Source organism: Bradyrhizobium sp. CIR18 (assembly GCF_014198295.1).
Taxonomy (GTDB): Bacteria; Pseudomonadota; Alphaproteobacteria; order Rhizobiales; family Xanthobacteraceae; genus Bradyrhizobium.
In genome coordinates this window covers 57,213-82,358 of the sequence record NZ_JACIHF010000003.1, presented here as the reverse complement: position 1 = coordinate 82,358, position 25,146 = coordinate 57,213, and the positions used below count along the sequence as shown (strand labels likewise).

The window sequence follows — 25,146 nt, the reverse complement described above, 5'->3', positions numbered from 1 at the left end:
ACATGGCATGACCGACTGGACCACGGCAGACATCCCCTCTCTCGCCGGCAAGACGGCCGTCGTGACGGGGGCGACGGGTGGCCTCGGTTACGAGACGGCGATGGCGCTGGCAGGCGCCGGTGCCATTGTCATACTCACCGGACGCAACGACGCAAAGGGCCTGCGGGCGATCGAAGGCATCTGCGAGCGGTTTCCCAATGCGTTGATCGCCTTTGAGCCTCTCGATCTCGCCAGCCTCGCCTCCGTCGCCGATTTCGCCAGGCGCTTTGCCGCCGGCAACGAGCAGCTCGACCTCCTCGTCAACAATGCCGGCGTGATGGCGCTGCCGAAGCGGCAGCAGACCGAGGATGGTTTCGAGATGCAGCTCGGCACCAATTATCTCGGTCACTACGCGTTGACGGCGCAACTGTTGCCGCAGCTTCGCCGCGCGAAGGCGCCTCGTGTCGTCAATCTCTCGAGCCTTGCGCACCGCTCCGGCGCGATCAATTTCGACGATCTGCAGAGCAAGCATTCCTATCGTCCGTGGCGCGCCTATTGCCAGTCCAAGCTGGCGATGCTGATGTTTTCGCTCGAATTGCAACGTCGCAGCGACGCGGCCGGCTGGGGTGTGAGCAGCATTGCCGCGCATCCCGGCTTTGCGCGCACCGACCTGATTGCGAACGGGCCGGGCGCCAACACGTTCCAGTGGCGGATCGGCCGGCTGCTCCAGCCGCTGTTCAGCCAGTCCGCCGCCGAGGGTGCGCTGCCGACGCTGCTCGCCGCGACTTCGCCCACGGCAGAGCCTGGCGGCTATTACGGCCCGAACGGATTCTACGAAATGAAGGGGGCGCCAGCGCCAGCGCGGATCATGCCACACGCGAAGGATTTCGCCACCGCTGCCATGCTGTGGGATGTCTCGGCGACGTTGACCGGTGTATCCTTCGACGAGATCGCGGCCGCGGCATGAGCCGCGAGCCCGCCAGGAACATCCCGATGCAAGTCATCATCTTCGGTGCGACCGGCATGGTCGGGCAGGGCGTTCTGCGCGAATGCCTGGTCGATACCGGCATCGACCGTGTGCTCGTGGTCGGCCGCAGCCCAACCGGCGTGCGCAACGCCAAGCTCACCGAGATCATGCACGACAATTTTCTGAACTATTCGACGATCGAGGCCGAGCTCACCGGCTTCGATGCCTGCTTTTTCTGCCTCGGCGTGTCCTCGATCGGCATGAGCGAAGATCGCTACCGCCATCTCACCTATGACCTCACGCTTGCGGCTGCGACGACGCTGGCGCGCCTCAATCCGCAGATGGTCTTCACCTACGTCACCGGCGCCGGCACCGATTCCACCGAGCAGGGTTCGCGGATGTGGGCGCGGATCAAGGGCAAGACCGAGAACGATCTCTTGAAGCTGCCGTTCCGGGCCGCCTACATGTTCCGGCCCGGCGCGATCCAGCCGCTGCACGGCGCCCGTTCCAAGACCGCCTGGGTGCAGGCGGTCTATACCGCAACCTGGCCGCTCTGGTCGGTGCTGCGCCGGCTCTCGCCGCGGCTCGTCACCTCGACCGAGCAGATCGGCCGCGCCATGATCCGCGTCGCCCGGGAGGGGTATCCGCGGAAGGTGCTCGAGATGGAGGATATCAATAGCCTCTAGCCTGCCGGCCCGTTAGTTTGAGCGGAAATTTCGGGGCCTGTGCGCGTTGAACCCTGTCCAGTTCGAAGGAGAAGCGTCGGCGATGTCGCCCCAGCTCAAACTGATCGCCCTCGACGCCGACGATCTCGCCGTGATCTCGACCCATGTCCAGGACGCCCGTGTCCAGGCCTCTGACATCATCTGGCGGCAGAGCGAGAAGCGGCTTGTGGTCGGGATGAGCCGGCTGGACTGGGAGCAGACGCTGGAGGGCGAGGCCGAGCCGCGCCGGCTGGTCGCCGCGCTCCGCTTCGACCGCGTGCTCGCCTGCAAGTCGCGCAACATCGAGCTCGCAGCTCCCGACAAGGTCCTGGACCTCGTCGGCATCGAATTTCATCCCCGGGACGGGCGCGACGAGGAGCCCGGCGGCAGCGCCCTGCTCTTGTTCGCCGAGGGCGGCGCCATCCGGCTCGACGTCGAATGCCTGGAATGTGAGCTGACCGACCTCGGTACGGACGCATTGGGAACGGGGTTGGAGATCGAAGGGGAGGGATGAGGTGACCTGTATACCAGCCGCACCGGCTCAGGCCTGCGCCAGAACGGCGGCTTGCGAGGGTTGACGCCGCTTCCCCGCCGCGCCATTGAGCAGGGGACCTGGTGCGCCAATCCGCTCCAAAGACCAGCCAGAAGCCAAGCCAGACATGCCCGTTCGCCTCGACCGCAGCAGCGCCGATTTTGACCAGCGATTCGCGGCCTTCCTCGCCGCCAAACGCGAGGTCTCGGCCGACGTCGAAGCCGCCGCGCGCGCCATCGTCGACGACGTGGCAAAGCGGGGCGATGCCGCGCTGCTCGAGGCCACCGCAAAGTTCGACCGCTTGACGCTGGATGCGGCCTCCTTGCGCGTCTCGGCCGCCGAAGTCGAGGCCGCGAACAAGGCCTGCGAGCCTGCGACGCTGGATGCGCTCAAGCTCGCGCGGGACCGCATCGAAATCTATCACCGCCGGCAGTTGCCGAAGGACGAGCGCTTCACCGACCCGCTCGGCGTCGAGCTCGGCTGGCGCTATACCGCGATCGAATCCGCCGGCCTCTACGTGCCCGGCGGCACCGCGGCCTATCCGTCCTCGGTGCTGATGAACGCGGTGCCTGCAAAAGTCGCCGGCGTCTCGCGCCTGGTGATGGTGGTGCCGTCGCCCGACGGCAAGCTCAATCCGCTGGTGCTGGCGGCGGCCTCGCTCGGCGGCGTCACCGAGATCTACCGCGTCGGCGGCGCGCAGGCCGTGGCGGCGCTGGCGCACGGCACCGCGACGATCGCGCCGGTCGCAAAGATCGTCGGCCCCGGCAATGCCTATGTCGCCGCCGCCAAGCGGCTGGTGTTCGGCAAGGTCGGCATCGACATGATCGCCGGCCCCTCCGAGGTGCTGGTGATCGCCGACGACACCGGCAATGCCGACTGGATCGCCGCCGATCTCCTGGCGCAGGCCGAGCACGATGCCAGCGCGCAGTCGATCCTGATCACCGATTCGGCGCGCCTTGCCGCCGACGTCGAAAAGGCGGTCGAGGCGCAGTTGAAGACGCTGCCGCGCGCCGCGATTGCCGGCGCGTCCTGGGCCGATTTCGGCGCCATCATCATGGTGAAGAACTTAAGCGACAGTATTCCGCTCGCGGATGCGATTGCCGCCGAGCATCTCGAGATCATGACGGCTGATCCCGATGCGCTCGCTGCGAAGATCCGCAATGCCGGCGCGGTGTTCCTCGGGCCCCACACGCCGGAGGCGATCGGCGACTATGTCGGCGGCTCCAATCATGTGCTGCCGACGGCGCGCTCGGCGCGATTCTCCTCAGGGCTGTCGGTGCACGACTTCATGAAGCGCACCTCGATCCTGAAGTGCGGCCCGGATCAGCTGCGCGCGCTCGGACCTGCCGCGATGACGCTCGGACAAGCGGAGGGGCTGGACGCCCATTCGCGTTCGATTGGATTGCGTCTCAATCTGTCATGACAGTGCTGCCCGAACAGGACGACTCGACCAATCGCATCGTCGGCGTCACGCTCGACGAAGAATCGATCGGCCGTTCCGGGCCTGATATCGAGCATGAGCGCGCGATCGCGATCTACGATCTGATCGAGCAGAACCTGTTCGCGCCCGATGGCGCCGACGGGAAGGGCCCGTTCACGCTGCATATCGGCATCACCGGCAACCGGCTGATGTTCGACATCCGCCGTGACGACGGCACGCCTGTCGTCGCGCATCTGTTGTCGCTGACGCCGTTCCGGCGGATCGTGAAGGACTATTTCATGATCTGCGACAGCTACTACCAGGCGATCCGCACCGCGACCCCCGACAAGATCGAGGCCATCGACATGGGTCGGCGCGGCATCCATGACGAGGGATCGCGTACGCTGCAGGAGCGGCTGAAGGGCAAGGTGCGGGTCGACTTCGAGACCTCGCGCCGGCTGTTCACGCTCATTACTGTCCTTCATTGGAAGGGGTAAGCGCGATGGCGGGTCCGCCACGCGCACGCGATCCGCAATCGGTGCTGTTCGCCTGCGCGATGAACAGCGTGCGCTCGCCGATGGCCGAGAGCCTGTTGCAGCACATGTTTCCGCAGGGCCTCTACGTGAAATCGGCCGGCGCGAGGCGCGGCGAGCTCGATCCGTTCGCGGTGTCCGTGATGGCCGAGCTCGGCCAGGACATCTCCGCTCACAAGCCGCAGACCTTCGAGGAGCTGGAGGATTGGGAGGGGCTGAATTTCGACCTCATCATCACGCTCTCGCCCGAGGCGCACCACAAGGCGCTGGAGCTGACGCGGACGCTGGCGGCCGACGTCGAATATTGGCCGACGCAGGATCCCACCACCATCGAGGGCAGCCGCGACCAGAAGCTGGCAGCCTATCGCGACGTCTGCGACCAACTGCTTATGCGCATCCGCCGGCGTTTTGCCAAGGTGGGCGCGGCGAGCGGGTAGCATTCGGCACCCGTAACACCGCCGTCACACACCGTGGGCACATGCTGTCGGAAGCCTCGAATCACCAAAGCTCGGGTTCCCGGGTTGTGAAATCAGCCCCCTTCCGATAGGTTCCGCGCGCAATTCACCCCCTGCTCATCCCCCAAATCACTGATGCTTGGCCGCCCCAAATTCGTACTTGCCTCCGGTTCGCCGCGGCGCCTGTCGCTGCTCAACCAGGCCGGCATCGAGCCGGACGCGCTCCGGCCGGCCGACGTCGACGAGACGCCGAAGCGGGGCGAGCTGCCGCGCGCCTGTGCCAATCGGCTCGCAAGGGCCAAGGCGGACGCGGCGCTCAAATCGGTGCAGCTGGATGACGAGCTGCGCGGCGCCTTCATCCTCTCCGCCGACACGGTGGTGGCGGTCGGCCGCCGCATCCTGCCCAAGGCGAATCTCGTGGACGAGGCGGCGCAGTGCCTGCGGCTGCTGTCGGGCCGCAACCACCGCGTCTACACCGCGATCACCCTGGTGACGCCGCGCGAGGCGTTCCGCCAGCGGCTGGTCGAGACCCGCGTCCGCTTCAAGCGCCTCTCGGAAGACGACATCCAGGCCTATATCGGCTCCGGCGAATGGCGCGGCAAAGCCGGCGGCTACGCCGTGCAGGGCATCGCCGGCTCCTTCGTGGTGAAGATGGTGGGGTCCTACAGCAACGTCGTCGGCCTGCCGCTCTACGAGACCACCACGCTGCTCGGCGGCGAGGGCTTTCCGATCCGCTTCGGCTGGCTCAACGCCACCGCGGTGTGAGCCGGCCAGCCGCGGCCCAACAAAATCGCGAAAACAACCCCATGCACAGTAGAATAGCCTGACGGGGCGCACGCGCCGCCGGTACGAGGAACCTGTTTGCCGACAGGCTCTTGAACCCCTTCACCCCGTGCAAGCTGCCGACATCATGGACGACCACGTCAAAAAGCCCGCCAGCCCGCTCAAAACCTGCCCGATCTGCGGCAAGCCGCAATCGGAAGCCACCCGTCCGTTCTGCTCGTCGCGCTGCCGCGACGTCGACCTGAACCGCTGGCTGAAAGGCTCCTACGTCATCCCCGGCCGCGACGACGACGTGGACGATGTAGAATAAGCAAATAGTTTCATGGACTTATTCGGCCGGTCGACGCGCCGCGCGCCAGCGGCGGCAGCTTGTGCACAGCCGGGCCGCGCCCGGCGAAGCCTCTTGGCGAAGCCGGGTGGACAGGCCGCTTCCGGCCCACTATAAACCGCCCGCTCGATGGGCTTTGGCCCCTCTCTTGGAGCACGCCCAGGTAGCTCAGTTGGTAGAGCATGCGACTGAAAATCGCAGTGTCGGTGGTTCGATTCCGCCCCTGGGCACCATTTCTACGCTTTTCCACGCTGGAGCACGATCTTGTACGATTGCGCCTCGCCAGATGATCGGCGCGAAGCGCGCTCGCGTATTTCTCTTCCTAGGGCTCGCTAAGTCTATGTACGTCAAATCCAGCGTTCAGGACCACGCTTCCGCACGCCCTTCCACGCCGGCCTCCGCGATCGACACTATCTGTTGACCGTCGACCAGCTCGAAACGGCATCGTACCGGCGCCTTCAAAGCAGCGACGCGTGGAAGAGGCATTTGGAAAACCGCGGCTCGCGGCGGTGTCTGGAATCAAGGCATCTAAGTCGTTCGGCAGGCTTGGCCGACCGCCTAGGCTCCCGCCACAAAGGCCGCGCGATCCCGCGCGGCTTCCGCAGGAGCCCAATAATGAAGCAACTCAAGGATATTGCCATCGAAGCTCATGGAGGCCTCGATCGGTGGCGGCAGTTCGAGCAGGTGTCGGCGGATCTCGTGCAGGGCGGCGTCCTGTGGTCCTTGAAGGGACAGGCTGTCACCCTCGAGCGGACCAACGTCACCGCGGGTCTGAAGAGGGAGTGGGCGTCACACGCTCCGTTCGGCGCTGACAATCGGCGCTCGCGCTTTGAGCCGAGCCGGGTGGCTCTGAAAGCTGACGACGGAACGGTGCTCGAAGAGCTGCTTGAACCGCGGGCGAGCTTTGCCGGCCATGAGTTGCAAACGCCGTGGACGGAACTGCAACTCGCCTCCTTCGCCGGCTGCGCCATGTGGACCTATCTGAACATGCCGTTCCTGCTCGCCTGGCCGAGAGTTGAGACCGAGGAACTGGAGCCCTGGCCGACCGATAGCGGCGACTGGCGCCGCTTGCGGTGCGATTTCCGGCAGAGATCGCGACCCTGGACGAGTGAGGGAGGGGACAGACGCGTGATCTTCAGCAGCAGGCAATCGAGGCCCATGGCGGCCTCGTTGGCGTCGACATCACAGACTATCGCTTCGAGCGAGGTCGGCCGTCGGGACTCAGGCCTGGACGAGGTCTCCCAGCAAATTGGCTGCCACCGTCAGCTTGGCGAGCGTCAAGCCGCTGGCCGCGATCTCCTCGACCAAGCGGCGAACGCGCATCGCCTCAGGATGAGCCGCAAGCCAGTCGCCGGTGGCCTGCTGGCCGGATTCGCCGTTTGCCAGCATGTTGGCGACCAGTGCTCTTTCCGCGGCCGCGATCTGGCCAACGGCACGATCGATGGCGAGACGTTCGTAATTATCGTTGGCCGGCACGCTGCGCGCGGCGGCGATGATCCGATCGAGTCTGAATTCGGCCTCGGCGGCGAAGAAGGTCGTGGCGGCGTCACCGATGGCCCGGTTGGTGCGCTCCGCGACGGTGACGATATCCGGTGCGGAGAGGAGCGCATCGAGATCGGCGAGTTCTGCGGCAAGGCCCGCCGGGACACCGGCATCGATCAGATCCTGCCGCCGCCTGGTGCGCCCAGCCTGCGAATCCTGCGGCAGGGTCTTGTCGAGCCCGGCGGCGATCTCTTGGATTCCGGGGCCGAAGCGTGCGATCACGGCGTCCAGACCGGCCTTGAAATCAGCATTGCGCACATACCAGACCATGCGTGAGAGCAGGAGATCCTGGATCGCTGCGTAGAGGCCGAGTTGCAATTGCCCGTCGATGCGGGTGTCGAGTGCATCGATCCCGGCATTGAGCCGCTTGAGGCCGTAGGATTCGTCCACCGCCACGAAGGCCATGACGATGGTGGCGATATCGGCGTCGGTCTCGTCGGTCAGGCGCACGACACAGGCCGGGCCGCCCCGGTTGATCACGGCATTGGCGAGATTGGTGGCGATGATCTCCCGCCGGAGCCGATGCAATTGTACCGCTGTCGGGAATTGCTCCTGCACCTGGCGCGGAAAATATTGGGATAGTTCGCGGGCGAGATAGGGATCGTCGGGTACGCCAGTTGCAAGCAGGTCGTCGTACAGCGTCAGCTTGGCGTAAGCGAGCAACACGGCAAGCTCGGGCCGCGTCAGGAGCTGGCTGCGTCTCGTACGCTCAGTGATCGCCGCATCGTCGGGCAAGAACTCCACGGCGCGGCTGAGCAGGCCGCGCTGCTCTAGCGACTGCATCAGTCGGGTGAGGAAGCTGATCTCGGCCACCCCTTTCCGTTCGGCCAGCGAAAGCGCCAGCGTCTGAAGATAATTGTTGCGCAGCACCAGCGCGCCGACCTCCTCGGTCATCGCGGCGAGCAGGCTGTTGCGGTCGCCTGGACTGAGGCGCCCCTCGCGCTCGGGGCGCGCCAGCGCGATCTTGATATTGACCTCGACGTCGGACGTGTTCACGCCGGCCGAATTGTCGATGGCGTCGGTGTTGAGCTTCACGCCCTTCTGTGCCGCCTCGATACGGCCGCGCTGGGTGACGCCGAGATTGGCGCCTTCGCCGATCACCCGGGCGCGGACATCGGCGCCTGTGATGCGGATCGGATCGTTGGCGCGATCGCCGGCCTGATCATCGCTTTCCGAGGACGAGCGGATATACGTGCCGATGCCGCCAAACCACAGGAGGTCCACGCGGGCCTTGAGGATCGCTGTCATCACCTCGAAAGGCGTGGCCTGCGGCTTGTCGAGATCAAGCAGTGCGCGCACTTCCGGCGCAAGCGGGATCGCCTTGAGCGAGCGCGAGAACACGCCGCCGCCTTGCGAGATCAGGGACTTGTCGTAGTCCTGCCAGCTCGATCGCGACAGGCTGAACAGGCGCTTGCGTTCGGCGAGGCTGACCGCCGGATCAGGCGAGGGATCGATGAAGATGTCGCGGTGATCGAACGCCGCGACGAGCTTCGTCGCCGGCGATAGCAGCATGCCGTTGCCGAAGACATCGCCCGACATATCGCCTACGCCGGCAACCGTGAACGGCTTGGTCTGGATGTCGGTGCCAAGCTCGCGGAAGTGACGCTTGACCGCCTCCCAGGCGCCTCGCGCCGTGATCCCCATCTTCTTGTGGTCATAGCCCTGACTGCCGCCGGAGGCGAAGGCATCGGCGAGCCAATGGTGCTTCTCGGCCGAGATCGCATTAGCGATGTCGGAGAAGGTGGCGGTGCCCTTGTCGGCGGCGACGACCAGGTAGGGGTCGTCGCCGTCATGCCGCACAGTCGAGTCGGGCGGCACGATGGTGTCGCCGTCGAGATTGTCGGTGAGTTCGAGCAGCGTGCGAACGAAGATACGATAGGCTTCGGTGCCTTCCGCCATGAAGTGGTCGCGACCCGAGGGTGACGGCAGGCGCTTGGGCACGAAGCCGCCCTTCGCGCCAACCGGCACGATCACGGCATTCTTCACCTGTTGTGCCTTCACGAGGCCCAGGATCTCGGTACGGAAATCCTGCGGCCGGTCGGACCAGCGCAGACCGCCGCGCGCGACCTTGCCAAAGCGCAGATGAATGCCTTCGACGCGGGGCGAGTAGACGAAAATCTCGTACAGTGGTCGCGGTGCCGGCAGGGCCTCGATCTTGCGGGCGTCGAACTTGAAGGAGATCACCGGATGCGGATGTCCATCCTGACCGACCTGCCACAAATTGGTGCGGATGGTTGCCTGCACGAGATTGGTGAAGCGGCGTAGGATGCGATCTTCATCGAGCGAGGCGACGGATTTGAGCTGCTCCTCGATCTCGGCGACGAGAGCCATCTCGCGCGCCGAGCGCTCCGCAATCGTGAGTCCAAGGCGCGGATCGAGGCGGCCCTGGAACAGGGCGACGACGTTGGCGGTAATCGCGGCGTTCCTGCGCAGGGTCTCCCACATATAGTCCTGGGTGAACGGAGCGCGGATCTGATGGAGGTAGCGCGACAGCGCGCGGATCGTCGATACTTCCCGCCAACTCAGGGCTGTGCGCAGGATCAGTGCGTTGAACCCGTCGGATTCGGCGCGATCGCGGACCACCGCCATGATCGAGGCTTCCAGACGGTGGTTGAATTCACGGCTGATTGCGATCGGCTTGCCGTCGCTGGTCTCGATTGTCATATCGTGCAGCCATACCGGCGCCTGCCTGGTGCGCGGCACGATCTGATAGGTGCGTTCGTTGACCACGTTCAAGCCGTGATTTTCAATCACCGGCACGCGATAGGATAGCGACAGCGGTGCGGCATCCGAGAAGACCTTCAGGCCGAATCGTCTGGGATCGTCGTCCCCCGCGAGGCGGTAAACCGAAATCGTCACCGGTCGGGCTGAGGTGAGCTTTTCGATGGTGGTGATGTCGGCGATCGCCTGTTCGGCGCTGAATATCTCGGTGTAGCCGCCGGAAAAGGCCTGGGCATAGCGGCTTGCGAGCATGCGCGCCCGCATGCCGTCGGCAGACGCTGCGAGCGCGACCTTCAACTTGTCGGCCCAGGTCTCGGCAATGGCGCTGATCCCGGCTTCGAGTGTCTCGCGCTCGACGACCGGGGTCTTACCTTCATATCGCCCGATGATGTAGTGGACGCGCGCCAGTGATCCTTCGGGGAAGGACACGTAGGAGGCCGACAGGGTCCCCTTGTAGACCTGCGAGAGGAAGGCGCCGACGCGCGTGCGCACGTCGGTATCGTATTTGTCGCGCGGAATGAAGCAGAGGATGGAGACGAAGCGATCGAACTTGTCCACGCGTGCCAGCGCCCGGACCCGGGGGCGCTCATAGAGGATCAGGATCTCCATGACGAAATTGTAGAGCGTGTCGACGTCGATCTGGAACAGATCGTCGCGCGGATAATCTTCGAGAATATGCGTCAGCGCCTTGCCCGAATGGCTGTTCGGGTCGAAGCCGGCGCGCTGTAGCACCTGCGCCACCTTGTGGCGGGCGTAAGGGATTTGCTTGACCGATCGGGTATAGGCGCCGGACGTGAACAGACCGACGAGGCGCAATTCTCCTTCGAGCCGGCCGTCGGGGCTATAGAGCTTGATGCCCACATAATCCATCCGGATGCGGCGATGAACGCGGCTGGACACGTTGGCCTTGATCACGATGAGAAGGCTCGGCTCCCGCATGAACTCGCGAATTTCCGACGTCATCACCACCATTTCGCGACCGCGGCGCAGGACCTTCACCTCGGGATCGCGCAGGATGCCGAGGCCCTCGCCGGTCGTGATGTCATCCGACGCATCGCCGTCGGGGGAGAAGCGATATTCGCGCACGCCCAGGAAGGTGAAATTGTCCAGGCATAGCCAATGCAGGAACTGGCTGGCTTCGGCGATCTCGTCGATCGGCAGCGGCGGCGGATTGGTGGAGAAGATCTTGATCGCCTCCTCGATGCGGGCGCGCATGGGCTTCCAGTCGGTGACGCAGGCACGCGCGTCGTTCAACGTCATGGTCAACCCATCGACCAGCTTTTGGCGGTCGGCGTCGACGTCCATGCGGGCGATGTGGAGATGGATGAGGCTTTCGCGCGTGCCCCTTGCTCCCGCCGGCAGGGTTTCGCCATGGAAGCGCATCAGCTTGCCTTGCTCGTCGCGCTCCACGGCGATGATCGGATGGGCGACCAGGGCGACCTCGATGCCCTGCTCGGCTAGCTCGGCCAAAGTGGAGTCGAACAGGAAGGGCATGTTGTCGTTGAGAATTTCGAGCACGGAGATCTCGCGGCCATCCGGCATCGTCGGATTGACGATGCGGATATCGGCGTGCCCCGCCGTGCGCCGCTGTACATGTTCCCAGGCCTGCTCGGCCAGGAAGGCCAGCGAAGCGGCGTCGTGGTTGGCGAGATCCTCGCTATTGGTGTGGCCGAACAGGAGTTCGGCAAAAGTCCGGGGCGCGTTGCCTAGCTGCACGTTGGCCGCAGCATTGCGAATCAGGGTCGACCGGGCCTTGTCGTCACGCCACGCTTCCATAACGTCCTCCATCTCTCGCATCGTCCGACCGCAACCGCGATCATCAGTTTGCTTCTGGAGTTCATCGCTTCGAGCGCCGTTATCTTGACCGAGATCCGGCGCCGCGAAATCTGCCCTCGGCACCTGATCTTACCACTCCGGCGGCCAAGGCGCGCGGAACCGCGGCAAAAAGGCCTACGACACGGCCGGGTCGCAGATGCCACGAGAAATCGTAAGTGTATTCAATGGCATACGAGTTCTCAGTTTTGTTCGGAGTGGCGCACCATCCCTCTCAGTTTCGGACGCCCCCTAGCTTCGCCGCATGCGTTCGCTGTACGCGTAGGGCTACAGCTGATATGCTTTTCGCCATTGGGTGAACGGCAGCTCGCCAGCCGACTTTTTTGCGAGGCCGGCCTTCTGATCGGATTTCGATCCCGCTCGCGGCTCTACGTTTCGCTTCGACATAACGCTGAACAAATTCGTCAACGGCTGCCGCGTCCCCGCTCACATTGGGAGATGTGCCATGGCTGCATCGGACTGGCGTCTCGAAGGCGAATGGATGAAGAACTGCACCTGCGCGTTTGGCTGCCCCTGCGATTTCAACGCACGGCCGACCCAAGGCTATTGCAAGGGAATGGTCGCCATGCGGATCGCCAAGGGACATTTCGAAGGGACCAGGCTCGATGGTCTCTGCTTTGCGATCACGGTCGATTTCCCTGGGCCACTTCATGAGGGCAACGGGACAATCCAGCCCATCATCGACGAACGCGCCACGGCGGAGCAGCGTCAGGCGTTGTTCGATATCTTTTCCGGCAAGCATTCGGCCGAAGGCACGCTTTTTCAGATCGTCAGCATGATCGTGACCAAGATCCACGATCCGGTATTTGCGCCGTTCGAGTTTTCCTTCGACAAAGAAGGACGCGTCGCAAAACTCGTCGCCAGGGGCGTGCTCGAGACTGATGTCGAGCCGATCAAGAATCCGGTGACCGGCGATCCGCACCGCATCCAGGTGGTCATGCCCGAGGGGTTCGAACATCGGGCGGCCGAGGTCGCATCCGCCAACATCCGCTCGACCGGCGCGATCCCGTTCGAGACCCGCGGTACGCATAGCTCGCTCGCCAATGTCGTGCAGACGCCCGAGGGCGTAGCGGCATGATGCGGCGCTGACACCGAGACAAAACCTCGGTGTCAGCTCCTCATCGCTATGGACAAGTCGATGCAGGGGCGCTCGATACTGGAACATTTGCTCCACCGCGACCGGCTGATCGTCGCGATCGGGACCGCCGCAGTGGTGGCGCTCGCCTGGGCCTATCTCGCCGCGGGCGCCGGCATGGACACCGAGATGATGGCCGACATGCCGGACATGGCGCCGATGCCGTGGACGCCATTCTATGGCGTGCTGCTGTTCGTGATGTGGTGGGTGATGATGGTCGCGATGATGGCGCCGAGCGCGGTGCCCACCGTTCTCTTGTACGCGACCGTCAAGCGCAAGCAGGAGACTGCCTCCCGCGCCGCAATCGATACCTGGATCTTTCTCGCCGGCTATCTCGTGACGTGGGCGGGGTTCAGTCTCGCTGCGGTCCTGGTGCAAGGAGCGTTCGAACGCTTCGGATTGCTGTCGATGGCGATGGCAAGCACCAGCGCGATTCTGGGTGGCGGCATTCTGATTGCAGCAGGGGTATATCAGTTCACACCTCTCAAACAGGCGTGCCTGCGCTACTGCGAGAGCCCGCTGTTGTTTCTCAGCCGACATTGGCGGCCCGGCACGCGCGGCGCATTGCGAATGGGACTTCGCCACGGCAGCTACTGCGTCGGCTGCTGCTGGTTTCTGATGGTGCTGCTGTTCGTCGGCGGCGTGATGAACCCGGCCTGGATCATCGGCATCGCGCTCTATGTCGCCGGCGAGAAGCTGCTGCCGTTCGGCCGAAGATTGAGCTATGCGGCAGGCGGGGTCCTCATCCTGTCCGGCGCGATCGTTCTTGCGCGCGCAATCTGAAAAGCCGGCCCGAAGGCGGCCAAAAATGTGCGGCTTTCGACATGCCCATGTACCTGATTGCTCAAGGCCAGCCGACCTCCGTGATGATACGGATGTTTTAATCTGAAGAATTGAGCTTTACCCAAACACAAACTTAAGGCTGTTTCAGCTACCTTTGCGCTATGAACAGCACCCGCGCGCCGCTTTCGGCCGCGGGTGTCCCTGTGCAGTCGAGGCGGAGACAAGGCGATGCCAATACTGCGGGCGAGCGCAGTTCTGCCCTGGCGGCCGAAGCGGGGGTGCGCGTCGTGATTCCCGCAGGGGCAGTCCGCAAAGCCGGAAGAACGATCCTGCGGAATGGTCCGCTGCAGATTGCGTTGTTCTTTCTGCCCCTGGTCTGGATCGGCTATTTCGCAATCACCGCGTCGGAGCGGATGGACGCGGTCGAGCAGGCGCGGTCGCACGGCAACAGCGTCGCCGAACTGTTCGAGGAAAACACCGAACGCATCTTCGAGCGCGTCGATCAGTCATTGCTGGTGGTACGAGCGCTCTACGCCCAGGATCCGCTCACCTTCAGCTTGAAGTCATGGTCGGACAAAGCCCGCATTGCGACCGGCGACGTGGTTCAGTTCGCACTGATCGGATCGAACGGCTACATGACCGAGACGACCGCGGGCTATTCCGGCCCGCCGCTTTATCTTGGCGATCGCGAGCACTTCATCAATGTCATGGCGCAAGCCGACGATCGCCTCTACGTCGCCAAGCCGGTGCTGGGAAGGGCCTCGAACAAATGGACGATCCAGCTCGCAAGAAAGGTGTTCGACCTCGCGCGGAATCCGGCCGGAGTGGTCGTCGGCTCGATCAGCGTCGACGTGGTCGGCAGGTTCTACGATACGGCAAAGCTCGGCGTCGGCGGAACGCTGGTGCTCAGAAATGCCAATTACGTCGTGCTCGCCGCCCGGGGCGTGGACCAGGGCTCCGTGCTGGGACAACACGCACCCAGCCGCGTCGAGGGCGAGCTGGGTGACGGCTTCTATGTGCAATACTGGAACGAGAACCGACCGAACCGCAGCGACCGGTTGACCACGGCGCGTAGGTCGCGTGCGTTTCCGCTCATCTTCACCGTCGGTATTTCGGGGCAGGAGATCTATTCCCGCTCCGCCGTCAGGCAGAAGGTTTATCTCGGCGGCGCGCTGCTGCTGACGTTCATTATCCTCGCCGCGACGACATTCCATTGGCGACGGCAGCAGGCGCTGGATCGCGCTCACCGCGAGCGGCGCGATTTTGCCAGCAAGTTTGAGGATGCGCTCCGGAACCTTCCTCAGGGCTTGAGCATGTTCGATGGCCGCGACCGCCTGATCGCATTCAACCCGCAATGGCTCGAACTCTATGGCCTCCTGCCGGAAGACATTCGGATCGGCATGCATTTCCGGGATATATTCGCAAAACAGACCGCCGTGCTCGACGTCGAGACCTATCTCGTCGATTTGAAGAACCGGCTCGCCCGGTCGGAGCAGATCTCGAACACCGTGCAGTTTCCCGATGGACGGGTCGTCTACATCTCCTACGGCCGGCGCGAGGGTGGCGGCTGGGTCGCTACTCATGAGGACATCACCGAGCGCAAGGCGTCGGCGGACCGCATCGAGCGGCTGGCGCATTACGACAGCCTGACCGGCCTTGCCAACCGCAACCTGTTCAAGGAGCGCATCGACGAGGCGCTGGCCAGCTCGCGCCGGCTGGAGCCTGGGTTCGCCGTACTCCTGCTCGATCTCGACAAGTTCAAGTCCGTCAATGATGCGCTCGGCCATCAATGCGGCGACGCGTTGCTGAAGCAGGTCGCCGACCGGATCAAGGCGCAGATTCGGGATGCCGATACGGCGGCGCGGATTGGCGGCGACGAGTTTGCCGTGATCGTGGCCGCGATGCGCGACGGCGCTGCAAGCCTGGCCGAGCGGCTGGTCCAGGCCATTGCCGAGCCCTATCACATCGATGGCCATCCCGTCGTGATCGGCTGTAGCATTGGCCTTGCGCTCGTGCCCGAGCACGGCACGCGGGTCGATGAGATCCTTCGCAACGCCGATCTTGCGCTCTACAGGTCGAAGAATGCCGGCCGAAGCTGCTTCCACCTTTATTCAGCGGAGCTCAAGGCGGAAGCGGATCAGCGCAACGTGCTCGAGATCGAGCTGCGCGAAGCGATCTGGCGCGAGGAGCTGGAGGTGTTTTATCAGCCCGTGATCGAGCTCGGCACCGGTCGGGTAAAATCGGTCGAAGCCCTGGCGCGCTGGCATCACGGCACCAGGGGCTACATTCCTCCGGCTGAGTTCATTGCGGTTGCGGAGGCGGGGGGCTTGATCGTCGAGCTCGGCAATCAGGTGCTGGCCCGGGCCTGTCGCGATGCGATGAGCATGCCGGCAGACGTCAAGGTCGCTGTCAATCTCTCTGCCCTGCAATTTGCCGGCACCAATCTCGTCGACACCGTGACGTTTGCGTTGGCGCAGAGCGGCCTTCCGCAAACCCGGCTCGAGCTCGAGATCACCGAGAGCGTATTTCTCGCCGACACCGAGGAGAACCTCAAGACGCTCCAGCGCCTCAAGGCGCTCGGCGTCTCCATTGCCCTCGACGATTTCGGTGTCGGATACTCGTCTTTGTCCTATTTGACGGCCTTTCCTTTCGACAAGGTCAAGATCGACAAATCGTTCATCGACAGGATCGATCGCTGCGAGACCGTCGCCGTGCTGAAGTCCATCGTGCAGCTTGCGAAGACGTTGAAGCTCTCGATCGTCGCCGAGGGGGTCGAGTCCTTCGAGCAGGTCAAACGGCTCCAGTCACTCGGCATCCCGCTCGGCCAGGGATTTCACTTCAGCAAGCCCGTGCCGTTCGCCGGCCTCTCGTGGCAAAGCCCCCCGGCGCGACGGAAACGGCGGGCGGCGTGAGCTGAATGCCTCCGGCGTTTGTCATCGTCGCCCGCCGCCCAAGAGCAGGAAAGCTGAGCAGGTGAAGGCTCCCTTGAATAGCTTGGAAGGGGGAAGATTTGGTGGTTCGCTGGCACGTTAAGCTTCCGCTGAGAGCCGAAGGACCGCACCGCGCGGAGCCAATTCCCGAGCCCAATCGCACCCGCCGATCCTGGCACTCCACTTGCTGAGTCATGACCAAAGCCGGGCCTCGGCAGGGAGGCCCGTTTCAGGTTGAGGCATGCGATGCAAGAAATGTCCCGTTCTGGTACTGCCGGAGAACTCCGGCTCGATGCGCTGATCGCCGATTTGTGGTGGCGCGTTCGGCTGTTGAATACCGATATTCTCGAGGAGGAAGCCAAAGCCGGGGTGTTTGACGTGCAGCAGCCGACCTATCCGCTGCTTGCACTCAACCTCCGAGCGCGGCGCGACAATCTGGTCTCCACGATCGGCGTGCTCGAGCAGCGTGCGAAGTCGGTGTCGGAAGCGGCTTGAGAGCGGCCGCAAATTGATGGCGGCGATCGATCGCGACGGCATCAGCCGGGCGATCGACACCTCCTCGCCATCGTAATGATGGGGCGAGGCGCTTCCGCCGTTCTCCGCCGCAAGCTCATCGCGACGGCCGTGCTAAAGCGCGATGAGATTAGGATGAAACATCATCGCGCTTCAGTTTATTGTTTGAGCATGATCTTTTTGGAAAACCGCTGCACATTTTTCCGGATCATGCTCTAGAATTCGCACACGTCAGGATGCAATAGCGGTCCCCGCTTGATCCAAACGCGGGCCCCCTCCGCGCCAACCTGCGCATGCAGATTCACGCCCGCCGGCAGACGCCCCCAATCCTGCGGGCTCATCGCCTCGCCGTCGACCGTGAGGCCGCCCGACACCAACAGAAACTCCAGGCCGCCCGAATTCTCCACTGTGACGGTCGCGGTCGCCCGCCAGTCCTCCAGCAGAACCGTCTCATGGCCATCATCGAACAACACTGTTGCGGCGCTTGCGCCGGGGCGCGGCTCCGCGGGCTGACCTTCGCCCGGCAGGCGGACGGTCTGCGCTCTGTCGTCAGCGCGGAACTGCCATAGCCGCACAAAGATCGTGCAGCCGCCCTGTGATGCGGGTGCATGCGAGGTGCCCGGCGGATTGCGCACATAGGTCCCGGTTGGATAATCGCCCTCGTCGTCCTGGAAGACGCCTTCCAGCACCAGAAACTCCTCCCCGCCGTTATGCACATGGCGCGCAAAGGCGCTGCCGGGCGCATAGCGGACGATCGAGGTGGCGCGCGCCTTCTCCTCGCCGATCCGAAACAGCATGCGGCGGTCGACGCCGGGCGCCGGACTCGGGATCCAGTCCTCCTGCGAGGCGTGGGCGATGACAGGGCGAGAAAGGTCGTCATTGATGCGCATGATCAGATCTCCGCAAATCCGCCGTCGACATTGATCTCGGCTCCAAGCAGGTAGCGCGAATCGTCGCCGGCCAGGAATGCCACCGCCGCCGCGATCTCCTCCGGTTTACCCATGCGGCCGGCTGGAACCTTGGAGCCGACCTTATCAGCATAGGCCCTGAACTCCTCTTCGGTCTGCCCGGGTGCGCGATGGATCGGCGTGTCGATCGGACCTGGGCTGACTGCATTGACGCGGATTTTTCGAGCGACAAGCTCCGCCGCCAACACGCGTGTGAAGGACCGTACGGCCGCTTTAGAGGCAGACAAGACCGCCCGGCCCGGCGTGCCGACCTGACCCAGCCATGAGGTGTTGAGAATGATCGAGCCGCCATCGGCCATGATCGGAAGCACTGCCTGGACCGTGAAGAATACGCCCTTCACATTGATGTCCATCAGGCGGTCGAAGCTCTCTTCGTCGGTCGTTTCAATCGGCGTTCCATAGGCGACGCCGGCATTGGCGAAGAGGATGTCGAGCTTGCCGAAGGCGTGGCCGACGATCTGCACCATCGCCTTCAGATCGGCAAGGGAGCGCACGTCGGCGCTGATCGTGAGCGTATCGCCGCCGACTTCCTGACGCGCGGCCTCCAGCTTGGCCGCATCAGTGCCGGTGATGGCGATGCGGACGCCCTCAGCGCGAAGCCGCTTGGCCGTGGCAAGGCCGATGCCACTATTGCCGCCAGTGATGAGCGCGGTCTTTCCGTTCAGCATGTGATGGTCTCCTGTGCATCGATCAATCGGGCGAGGACCTCGGCGACGGCGCGAGCCGCAGCATCGATCGCGCCGGCGAGATAGCCGGGTTCGGTCGCACTGGTCTCGCTACCGCCGAGCGAGATCCGGTCGGCCCAGGCGCCGCTCACCCAGGACGTTCGGCCGAGAGGCAAATGCGCTCCGCCGATGCGGTCGGCGTCGGTTGCGGTCAGCGGATCGGTGGCCCAATCCTTGAACAAGGTGGCACGAGGCTGCGCCGCTTCAGGTCCAAACAGACGCTCGAGCTGGGTAATGCAGGCCTGCACCAGCACATCCTCGCCAACGGCGCGGCGCTGATCCGCGGCGACACCGAGAAAGCCGAACAGCGCGGCCGATCCGAACGCGGTCGTCGCATCATGGATCTCCGCCATCGGGCCGACCATGCTCTGCACGGTGCCGGAGAGACTCCTCTCTCGCCAGAATGGTCGATCGTACAGCGCGAAGAATTTGGCGTGCGGCGCCATCCAGGTCGCGGTACTCCGCCAAAGGAATGCGGTCGCAGGCTCGAGGCCTGGCTGAAACGAAACCGTCCGTGCCAAGAGACGGGGCGGCAGCGCGAGGATCACCTGATCGGCAACCAGTATGGCAGAAGACGCATCCGCCGCTTTCATCGCCAAGGTCACCCCGTCGCGCGTCAGCGCGATACTGGTCACTGCCGATCGAAGCTGGAGGCGCCGCGGCGGCAGGACCGCGACCAGCGCACGGATCAGCGCTCCGGTGCCGCCAGTCAGCCGCATCGATTGCGGCTCCTGTCTCATCGCGCTGAAGCGCTGGACTGTCTCCTTCGACATGCGTTCGAACAGAGCGTCGCCGTCGCCGTTTTGCGGAAAAGCGCTCAGTCCAAGCTCATGGATCAGCTCTCCCATCGCCGGCTGCAAGCCGGGCCAGAACCAGGACGGGCCGAGATCGAAGCCATCGTCAGAGATCGCTCCCGCACTGTCGGCGGAGAGGATGCGCCCGCCAAAGCGATCTCTCGCCTCAAGCAGATGGAAGTCGATGCCGGCCGCATCGAGCAGACGCGCGGCGTAAAGGCCGGCAAGACCGCCGCCCACAATGGCTACCTTGGTTCGCATGCTCATTTTTCGCAACTCGTGCGCCAGTCCACGTGTGTCGCTGTGACGATCATGTTGAAGGGTGCTCCCGAGAGCACCCTTCGATGATTCAGGCGAGGCGGTTCGCGAGAGCTTCCGCAAGCGGCACGGCGGAGGCGGGGCTCTGACCTGTCATCAGCACGCCATCGACGACCACGTTCGGCTCCCAATTGGCCTTGCTCTGATATTTGGCTCCGCGATTCCTGAGCTCGTCCTCGAGCGAGAACAGAAGATGGTGCAACAGCTCGATTTCGGTGTCTTCCGCGTTCTTGAAGCCGGTCAGGTTCAGGCCGTTGACGAGATATTGGCCGTCGTCCTTCTTGACGTCGCGCAGGATAGCGGGCGCGTGGCAGACCATCGCGATGGGACGCTGCGCATTATGGAAGTCACGGATCAGCTTGATCGCGTAGGAATCCGACGCGAGATCCCAGAGCAGGCCATAGCCACCGGGGAAGAACACGGCATCGTACGTGCGGTAGTCGATATTGCGCAGCTTCCGGGTGTTGCGGGCAGCGAACATTGCGACCGGATCAGCGAGGAAGCGCTCGGTATATTCGGTGGTGAACGGCGACTTCATGCTGAGGAGGTCGATCGGCGCTTCGCCGCCCCGTGGGGAAGCAAAGACGACCTCAAAGCCGGCCTTGGTGAGGATGTAATAGGGGGCCGCCAGTTCGTGGAACCAGGTGCCCGTCTGCTTGCCGCTGATCCCCATCTCGTCGACCGACGACATGATGAGGAGGATGCGCTTTTGTCGGTTGCCAGTGCCCATAAATTTTCCTTCAGGTGATCAGAGCTTTGCGGATATCTACCTGTCGGCAGGTAGATAATGATGACGCACATACAGCTTGTCAGGCGCGATAGCAAGATCTACCTGTTAACAGGTAGGTGAACGACTTGGCAGACTGGAAGGCTATGACCGACACGGTGGAAGCAATCATGGACGCGACGGAGCGTCGAATCCGGGAGGCTGGCTATAGCGGCTTCAGTTTTCGAGAGGTCGCCGCCGACGTCGGGGTGAAGAGCGCGAGCATCTACTATCATTTCCCAACCAAGAGCGCGCTCGCGGCCGCTGTGGCTCGACGTTACAACCAACGCGTGGTCGCGGCCGCCGATGCCGGGGTCGCCGCCGGACAGAATGTGGTCCAGGCCTGGCGGGCAGTGTTTCGCAGCGCCCTCGATGATGGCGCCAAGATGTGCCTCTGCGGATCGCTCGGCGCTACCGTCCCCGACCTGGCGCCGGACGTGGCCCATGAGGTGCGGCAGTTTTTCCAGGCGGGCATCGCCAGCCTCGTCGCCGGCGGCCTCACCGAACAGCGTGCGACCCAGGTGCTCGCGACGCTCGAAGGCGCGATCCTGATGGCCAGCGCACAGGGCGATCCGACCCTCTTCGACCGCGCAACCGAAGCGCTCGGTTGAGGCGGAGTCGCGCCGACATCGAGGAGAGGAAGCTCCATAGCGGCCTCCGACAAGAATTCGCGCTAGACCGGAAACGTCAGCGAGTTCGCCAGCCTCACCCGGTCGACCGAGCGCCGGCAGCCGGTCTCTTTGAAGAAATGAAAAGGTGGCTCTTCACGGTGCTGACGGACACGCCCAGCGTATTGCAGCAGCGTGGCACTCGCTGCGGGCTGGCGTTGAAGTCGCGGCGGCTCCTCTCGTGCCTCTTCCTCCGATCGAACGACGCACGGTCACCAGCAGGAGCGATGATCATCGCGTGACCGTTGACACATATCTTCCTCGCGGGTCGATCTAGCTTGCGGTCAGGTGGTTCGCAGTGATCCACCGGGAAGAGGACAAGACTTATGCGCAATACCATCCTTGTGGCCTTCGCAGCGATCACCTTGGCAAGCGTGGTGACACCCGCGAGCGCGCTGACCATCGTCCGCGATCATCGCGACCCGCCCATCGTGCGCGACCATCGCAATCAGACCATCGTCAGGGACCACCGCACGCAGCCCGAGGTCCGCGATCATCGCCACTAAACGTCCCGGCGGCGGAGCCGAACCGATCGGGTTCGGCTTCGTCGTCTTGTCGAAAAGCCCGACAATCGTCCCGCGCACAACGCCGGTGTCCATTCGCGATTGTGAGGCCTGAGCACGCGCCAGCTTCCCGCTGCCATGCTATTGCTGCCTCCGCAACTTCCCGCGAGGCCGCCATGCTCCCCATTCCCGCCGATATCTTCACCGAGCCCGAGGACGTCTCGCCCGACGGCCTCGCCAATCTCGGCCCGCTCCGCCGTCTCGCAGGGCATTGGCAAGCGGACAAGGGCATCGACATCAATCCGAAGGCGGAGGGGCCGGAGCGGCGGACCTTCATCGAGCGCATCCGCATGGATCCGATCGATCCGCAGGCCAACGGGCCGCAGCTGTTGTACGGGCTGCGCTATCACATCCACATCAACACGCCTGAGGAAGACATCACCTTCCACGACCAGGTCGGCTATTGGCTGTGGGAGCCCGCGACCGGCCTGATCATGCAGACGCTGGCGATTCCGCGCGGGCAGGTGCTGCTGGCCTCGGGCAACGCCGGGCCCGACGACAAGACGATCTCGGTCACCGCAAAGCGCGGCGACACCGCCTACGGGATCTGCTCGACCGACTTTCTGGAACAGGCCTTCCGCACCGACTCCTATCGCTGCGACATCACCTTCAACGACGACGGCAGCTGGACCTATCTGATCCAGACCGAGTTGTTCGTCCGCGGCGCGCCGTTCGACCATCGCGACACCAACACGCTGCAGCTGGTCGCGCCGCCGAAGCTCAATCCGCTCGCGGTGATCGTGAACGATCGCGCCAGGAGCGATGAGAAGGGCGATGGGTCGGCAGTGTGAAGCGCGGCGTCGGAGAATCGCATGAAGCCCTATGTCATCTGTCTGATGCACTCCAGCCTCGACGGCCGCACGCATCCCAGCCGCTGGCGCCCGAAGGGGGCGGGCACCGACTGGTTCGAGAAGATCCATGACGAGCTCGGCGGCGATGCCTGGGTGATCGGCCGCGTTACCGGGTCGGAGTTCGCCAAGGGCCAGCCCTATCCCGCGACGACGAATGCGAAGCTGCCGCGTGAAAACTGGTTCGCGCGGCGTGATGCGAAAACCTATGGAATCGTTCTCGATGCGCGGGGCAAGATCGGCTGGGGGCGCTCGGACATCGGCGGTGATCCGATCGTCGTCGTGCTGACCGAGAGCGTGCCGGACTCGCATCTCGCCGGCCTGCGCGGCGAGGGCGTGTCCTACATTTTCGCCGGCAAGTCCGAGCTCGATCTGGCGCTGGCGCTGGACGTTCTCAGCCGTGACTTGGGGGTGAAGCGGCTGCTGGTGGAGGGCGGCGGCGTCGCCAATGGCGCGTTCCTGCGTGCCGGTCTGATCGACGAGTTCAACCTGATTCTCAGCCCAGCGATCGATGGCGCAGAGGGCGCGCCCTTCGTGTTCTCTTCGACGGAGGCGGACAGCGACAAGCGCGCGCCGATCACGGCGATGACGCTGGAGAGTACGCGCCAGCTCGGCGGCGGTGTTCTGCTGCTGCGCTATCTGATCACGAACGATCCGCAAGCCGCGAGCCGGTAACGCGCGGCCATGCCCGAGACAACAGAACATATCGTCATCGTCGGCGCCGGCGCGGCCGGCCTGATGGCGGCGCGCGAGCTGGCGCGGGCCGGCCGCAGGGTGACGGTGCTGGAGGCGCGCGAGCGCTGCGGCGGCCGCATCCTTCCGCTGCCGGTCTCGGAGTTCGGCTACCCCGCCGCGGGCGGCGCCGAATTTGTCCATGGCGAGGCGCCGGTCACGCGCGGATTGCTGCGCGAGGCCGGACTGTCCCTTCACGAGATCGCAGGCGAGCAGTGGAGCTTTGACGGCACGGCGCTCTTGCGCGAGGAGGGCGACGATCCGCACGAGGCGGAGCTTCAGGCCGTGCTGAAGGACTTGAAGGACGATCTCTCCGTCGCCGAATTCCTGCGCCGGCATTTCGCCGGGGACGACTATGCGCCGATGCGCCAATCGATCGAACGGATGGTCGAGGGCTATGACGCGGCCGACCCCGAGCGCGCCTCGACGCTGGCGTTGCGCGAGGAATGGATGGATGGGGGACACGCGCCGCAGGCGCGCATCGATGGCGGCTATGGCGCGCTGATCGACTTTCTGGCCGCCGACTGCCGCAAGTTTGGCGTGACCATCCATCTCGGCGCCGTGGTGTCGGCGATCGAGCAGGATGGTGACACGGCGGCGGTTCGCTGCGGCGGCAGCGATGTCCACGCCTGTGATCGCGTGATCCTCACCGTACCGCTGCCGCTGCTGCGCGGGGTGGCTCTGCCGGCGAGTGCGCGCGCGAAGCTTGCTGCTGCTGATGACATCGGCTTCGGCAACGTCATCAAGATCCTGCTGCGGTTTGCGCGGCCGTGGTGGCGCGAGCGGCACCAGGATCTCGCAGCCATGACCTTTCTGTTGTCCGACCGGACCATCCCGGTGTGGTGGACGCAATATCCGAGCGGGCAGGCCGTGCTCACCGGCTGGTTCGGCGGCCCGCGCACGGCGGAGCTGGAAAGCCTCGATCCACAAGGACTGATCGCCGCCGGGCTCGATTCGCTCGCTGCCATCTTCAAGCTGCCGCGCGAGGACGTCGCGCGCGAGCTTGTAGCGGCCACGGCGACCAACTGGGCGCATGATCCTTTTGCCCGCGGCGCCTATTCCTGGGCGACGCCGCGGACGCGCGCGGCACAAGCGGTCCTCGCGCGTGCCGATGGCCTGGTGCTGTTCTCCGGCGAAGCTCTCTATCGCGGCCGTGACATGGGCACGGTGGAAGCGGCACTGGCGAGCGGTCAGGAGACGGCAGAGATGATTTTGCGGGGGTAAGAAAAAGGCCCGCATCGCGGGCCTTTCCTTTTACCAGCGTCCGCCGCCGAAGCTGAACGTCACGCCCGGACCGCCGCCGCCGTAATATCCGTACGGCCCGCCGCCGTAATAGCCGTGGTGCCGCGGGTAATAACCGTTGCTCCGGTAGTGCGGACGATAGTAGCCGTGATGGTGGTGATGATGGCGCCAGTGATGGTGATGGCGGTGGCCATGGTGCCGGTGCTGCGCGCTGATGTCGGTCGACTGGCCGGCTGGCGCGTTCTGCTTCGCGCCTGAATTATTGGCCGCGTTCGCCGCCGATCCGCCGGCAAGCGCCGCAGCACCGACCGCCATCGCGACAATGAGATACTTCATGGTGTCATCACTCCAGTTGAATGTCGTG

The 25,146-nt window shown here is 64.3% G+C and carries 23 protein-coding genes and 1 tRNA gene; 18 read left to right on the top strand and 6 right to left on the bottom strand.

Going from position 1 to position 25,146, the window contains the following annotated elements; all coding sequences use genetic code 11:
* Positions 1–7: 7 nt before the first annotated feature.
* From GGD65_RS13315 to GGD65_RS13275, 9 genes are all read left to right on the top strand, one after another.
* Entirely contained in the window at positions 8–946 is a 939-nt protein-coding gene (locus GGD65_RS13315; protein WP_183235555.1) for an SDR family oxidoreductase, read from the top strand.
* Positions 947–972: 26 nt separating this feature from the next.
* Positions 973–1,632: an epimerase gene (locus tag GGD65_RS13310; RefSeq protein ID WP_183235554.1), complete on the top strand. Its 660-nt coding sequence runs from the start codon at positions 973–975 to the stop codon at positions 1,630–1,632.
* Positions 1,633–1,714: 82 nt separating this feature from the next.
* Positions 1,715–2,164, top strand: coding sequence for a DUF2948 family protein (locus tag GGD65_RS13305; RefSeq protein WP_183235553.1), 450 nt, complete (start codon positions 1,715–1,717; stop codon positions 2,162–2,164).
* A gap of 145 nt (positions 2,165–2,309) precedes the next feature.
* Positions 2,310–3,605, top strand: a complete 1,296-nt coding sequence (hisD, locus tag GGD65_RS13300; protein ID WP_183235552.1) for a histidinol dehydrogenase — start codon at positions 2,310–2,312, stop codon at positions 3,603–3,605.
* On the top strand, positions 3,602–4,099 hold the full coding sequence (locus tag GGD65_RS13295) for a UPF0262 family protein (RefSeq protein WP_018321266.1): 498 nt from the start codon (positions 3,602–3,604) through the stop codon (positions 4,097–4,099). Before hisD ends, GGD65_RS13295 begins: the two co-directional genes overlap by 4 nt.
* A gap of 5 nt (positions 4,100–4,104) precedes the next feature.
* The gene (locus GGD65_RS13290) at positions 4,105–4,572 is read left to right on the top strand and encodes a low molecular weight phosphatase family protein (RefSeq protein WP_018321267.1); all 468 of its coding nucleotides are present in this window, start codon (positions 4,105–4,107) and stop codon (positions 4,570–4,572) included.
* A 153-nt stretch (positions 4,573–4,725) separates the two neighbouring features.
* Complete coding sequence (locus GGD65_RS13285) at positions 4,726–5,355, top strand: Maf-like protein (protein WP_018321268.1); 630 nt, start codon at positions 4,726–4,728, stop codon at positions 5,353–5,355.
* A 145-nt stretch (positions 5,356–5,500) separates the two neighbouring features.
* Positions 5,501–5,683: a DNA gyrase inhibitor YacG gene (yacG, locus tag GGD65_RS13280; protein ID WP_026202520.1), complete on the top strand. Its 183-nt coding sequence runs from the start codon at positions 5,501–5,503 to the stop codon at positions 5,681–5,683.
* A gap of 175 nt (positions 5,684–5,858) precedes the next feature.
* Positions 5,859–5,934: transfer RNA gene (locus tag GGD65_RS13275), tRNA-Phe, on the top strand.
* Positions 5,935–6,922: 988 nt separating this feature from the next.
* Here GGD65_RS13275 and GGD65_RS13270 read toward each other — a convergent pair.
* Positions 6,923–11,752: an NAD-glutamate dehydrogenase gene (locus tag GGD65_RS13270; protein WP_183235551.1), complete on the bottom strand. Its 4,830-nt coding sequence runs from the start codon at positions 11,750–11,752 to the stop codon at positions 6,923–6,925.
* Positions 11,753–12,242: 490 nt separating this feature from the next.
* On the opposite strand from GGD65_RS13270, the gene GGD65_RS13265 reads away from it, so the two are divergent.
* The 4 genes from GGD65_RS13265 (at position 12,243) to GGD65_RS13250 (ending at position 17,140) form a co-directional block, all read left to right on the top strand.
* Positions 12,243–12,875 carry a DUF1326 domain-containing protein gene (locus GGD65_RS13265; protein WP_092254084.1) on the top strand — a complete coding sequence of 211 codons (633 nt, stop codon included), beginning with the start codon at positions 12,243–12,245 and terminating at the stop codon, positions 12,873–12,875.
* A gap of 60 nt (positions 12,876–12,935) precedes the next feature.
* Complete coding sequence (locus tag GGD65_RS13260; protein WP_246783277.1) at positions 12,936–13,715, top strand: DUF2182 domain-containing protein; 780 nt, start codon at positions 12,936–12,938, stop codon at positions 13,713–13,715.
* A 356-nt stretch (positions 13,716–14,071) separates the two neighbouring features.
* The gene (locus tag GGD65_RS13255; RefSeq protein WP_183235549.1) at positions 14,072–16,627 is read left to right on the top strand and encodes an EAL domain-containing protein; all 2,556 of its coding nucleotides are present in this window, start codon (positions 14,072–14,074) and stop codon (positions 16,625–16,627) included.
* Between the two features lie 264 nt (positions 16,628–16,891).
* Complete coding sequence (locus GGD65_RS13250; protein WP_026202521.1) at positions 16,892–17,140, top strand: hypothetical protein; 249 nt, start codon at positions 16,892–16,894, stop codon at positions 17,138–17,140.
* A 233-nt stretch (positions 17,141–17,373) separates the two neighbouring features.
* Here GGD65_RS13250 and GGD65_RS13245 read toward each other — a convergent pair whose 3' ends face one another.
* The 4 genes from GGD65_RS13245 to GGD65_RS13230 form a co-directional block, all read right to left on the bottom strand.
* Positions 17,374–18,048 (bottom strand): cupin domain-containing protein, encoded by a 675-nt coding sequence (locus GGD65_RS13245; RefSeq protein WP_183235548.1) that lies wholly within the window; start codon positions 18,046–18,048, stop codon positions 17,374–17,376.
* Positions 18,049–18,050: 2 nt separating this feature from the next.
* Positions 18,051–18,794, bottom strand: a complete 744-nt coding sequence (locus tag GGD65_RS13240; RefSeq protein WP_183235547.1) for an SDR family oxidoreductase — start codon at positions 18,792–18,794, stop codon at positions 18,051–18,053.
* Complete coding sequence (locus GGD65_RS13235; protein WP_183235845.1) at positions 18,788–19,906, bottom strand: FAD-dependent oxidoreductase; 1,119 nt, start codon at positions 19,904–19,906, stop codon at positions 18,788–18,790. Before GGD65_RS13235 ends, GGD65_RS13240 begins: the two co-directional genes overlap by 7 nt.
* 88 nt (positions 19,907–19,994) lie before the next feature.
* Positions 19,995–20,693 (bottom strand): type 1 glutamine amidotransferase domain-containing protein, encoded by a 699-nt coding sequence (locus tag GGD65_RS13230; RefSeq protein WP_018321280.1) that lies wholly within the window; start codon positions 20,691–20,693, stop codon positions 19,995–19,997.
* Between the two features lie 143 nt (positions 20,694–20,836).
* On the opposite strand from GGD65_RS13230, the gene GGD65_RS13225 reads away from it, so the two are divergent.
* The 5 genes from GGD65_RS13225 (at position 20,837) to GGD65_RS13205 (ending at position 24,764) form a co-directional block, all read left to right on the top strand.
* Positions 20,837–21,340, top strand: a complete 504-nt coding sequence (locus tag GGD65_RS13225; RefSeq protein ID WP_018321281.1) for a TetR/AcrR family transcriptional regulator — start codon at positions 20,837–20,839, stop codon at positions 21,338–21,340.
* A gap of 383 nt (positions 21,341–21,723) precedes the next feature.
* Positions 21,724–21,903 carry a hypothetical protein gene (locus tag GGD65_RS13220; RefSeq protein ID WP_018321282.1) on the top strand — a complete coding sequence of 60 codons (180 nt, stop codon included), beginning with the start codon at positions 21,724–21,726 and terminating at the stop codon, positions 21,901–21,903.
* Between the two features lie 173 nt (positions 21,904–22,076).
* Positions 22,077–22,751 carry an FABP family protein gene (locus tag GGD65_RS13215; protein WP_179738375.1) on the top strand — a complete coding sequence of 225 codons (675 nt, stop codon included), beginning with the start codon at positions 22,077–22,079 and terminating at the stop codon, positions 22,749–22,751.
* 21 nt (positions 22,752–22,772) lie between these two features.
* Entirely contained in the window at positions 22,773–23,483 is a 711-nt protein-coding gene (locus tag GGD65_RS13210; RefSeq protein ID WP_183235546.1) for a dihydrofolate reductase family protein, read from the top strand.
* A 9-nt stretch (positions 23,484–23,492) separates the two neighbouring features.
* Positions 23,493–24,764: an NAD(P)/FAD-dependent oxidoreductase gene (locus GGD65_RS13205; RefSeq protein WP_183235545.1), complete on the top strand. Its 1,272-nt coding sequence runs from the start codon at positions 23,493–23,495 to the stop codon at positions 24,762–24,764.
* Between the two features lie 30 nt (positions 24,765–24,794).
* Here the strand turns inward: GGD65_RS13205 and GGD65_RS13200 are convergent, their stop codons facing one another.
* Positions 24,795–25,118 carry a hypothetical protein gene (locus GGD65_RS13200; protein WP_183235544.1) on the bottom strand — a complete coding sequence of 108 codons (324 nt, stop codon included), beginning with the start codon at positions 25,116–25,118 and terminating at the stop codon, positions 24,795–24,797.
* Positions 25,119–25,146: the final 28 nt, after the last annotated feature.

What these genes read in the sequence shown, in the direction of transcription:
- GGD65_RS13205 (WP_183235545.1), top strand. Translation starts at nt 23,493, where the DNA reads ATGCCCGAGACAACAGAACATATCGTCATCGTCGGCGCCGGCGCGGCC.
- GGD65_RS13230 (WP_018321280.1), bottom strand. Translation starts at nt 20,693, where the DNA reads ATGGGCACTGGCAACCGACAAAAGCGCATCCTCCTCATCATGTCGTCG.
- GGD65_RS13225 (WP_018321281.1), top strand. Translation starts at nt 20,837, where the DNA reads ATGACCGACACGGTGGAAGCAATCATGGACGCGACGGAGCGTCGAATC.
- GGD65_RS13270 (WP_183235551.1), bottom strand. Translation starts at nt 11,752, where the DNA reads ATGGAGGACGTTATGGAAGCGTGGCGTGACGACAAGGCCCGGTCGACC.
- hisD (WP_183235552.1), top strand. Translation starts at nt 2,310, where the DNA reads ATGCCCGTTCGCCTCGACCGCAGCAGCGCCGATTTTGACCAGCGATTC.
- GGD65_RS13200 (WP_183235544.1), bottom strand. Translation starts at nt 25,118, where the DNA reads ATGAAGTATCTCATTGTCGCGATGGCGGTCGGTGCTGCGGCGCTTGCC.
- GGD65_RS13235 (WP_183235845.1), bottom strand. Translation starts at nt 19,906, where the DNA reads ATGCGAACCAAGGTAGCCATTGTGGGCGGCGGTCTTGCCGGCCTTTAC.
- GGD65_RS13240 (WP_183235547.1), bottom strand. Translation starts at nt 18,794, where the DNA reads ATGCTGAACGGAAAGACCGCGCTCATCACTGGCGGCAATAGTGGCATC.
- GGD65_RS13245 (WP_183235548.1), bottom strand. Translation starts at nt 18,048, where the DNA reads ATGCGCATCAATGACGACCTTTCTCGCCCTGTCATCGCCCACGCCTCG.
- GGD65_RS13250 (WP_026202521.1), top strand. Translation starts at nt 16,892, where the DNA reads ATGCAAGAAATGTCCCGTTCTGGTACTGCCGGAGAACTCCGGCTCGAT.
- GGD65_RS13310 (WP_183235554.1), top strand. Translation starts at nt 973, where the DNA reads ATGCAAGTCATCATCTTCGGTGCGACCGGCATGGTCGGGCAGGGCGTT.
- GGD65_RS13210 (WP_183235546.1), top strand. Translation starts at nt 22,773, where the DNA reads ATGAAGCCCTATGTCATCTGTCTGATGCACTCCAGCCTCGACGGCCGC.
- GGD65_RS13220 (WP_018321282.1), top strand. Translation starts at nt 21,724, where the DNA reads ATGCGCAATACCATCCTTGTGGCCTTCGCAGCGATCACCTTGGCAAGC.
- GGD65_RS13315 (WP_183235555.1), top strand. Translation starts at nt 8, where the DNA reads ATGACCGACTGGACCACGGCAGACATCCCCTCTCTCGCCGGCAAGACG.
- GGD65_RS13285 (WP_018321268.1), top strand. Translation starts at nt 4,726, where the DNA reads ATGCTTGGCCGCCCCAAATTCGTACTTGCCTCCGGTTCGCCGCGGCGC.
- GGD65_RS13290 (WP_018321267.1), top strand. Translation starts at nt 4,105, where the DNA reads ATGGCGGGTCCGCCACGCGCACGCGATCCGCAATCGGTGCTGTTCGCC.
- GGD65_RS13295 (WP_018321266.1), top strand. Translation starts at nt 3,602, where the DNA reads ATGACAGTGCTGCCCGAACAGGACGACTCGACCAATCGCATCGTCGGC.
- GGD65_RS13305 (WP_183235553.1), top strand. Translation starts at nt 1,715, where the DNA reads ATGTCGCCCCAGCTCAAACTGATCGCCCTCGACGCCGACGATCTCGCC.
- yacG (WP_026202520.1), top strand. Translation starts at nt 5,501, where the DNA reads ATGGACGACCACGTCAAAAAGCCCGCCAGCCCGCTCAAAACCTGCCCG.
- GGD65_RS13265 (WP_092254084.1), top strand. Translation starts at nt 12,243, where the DNA reads ATGGCTGCATCGGACTGGCGTCTCGAAGGCGAATGGATGAAGAACTGC.
- GGD65_RS13215 (WP_179738375.1), top strand. Translation starts at nt 22,077, where the DNA reads ATGCTCCCCATTCCCGCCGATATCTTCACCGAGCCCGAGGACGTCTCG.
- GGD65_RS13260 (WP_246783277.1), top strand. Translation starts at nt 12,936, where the DNA reads ATGCAGGGGCGCTCGATACTGGAACATTTGCTCCACCGCGACCGGCTG.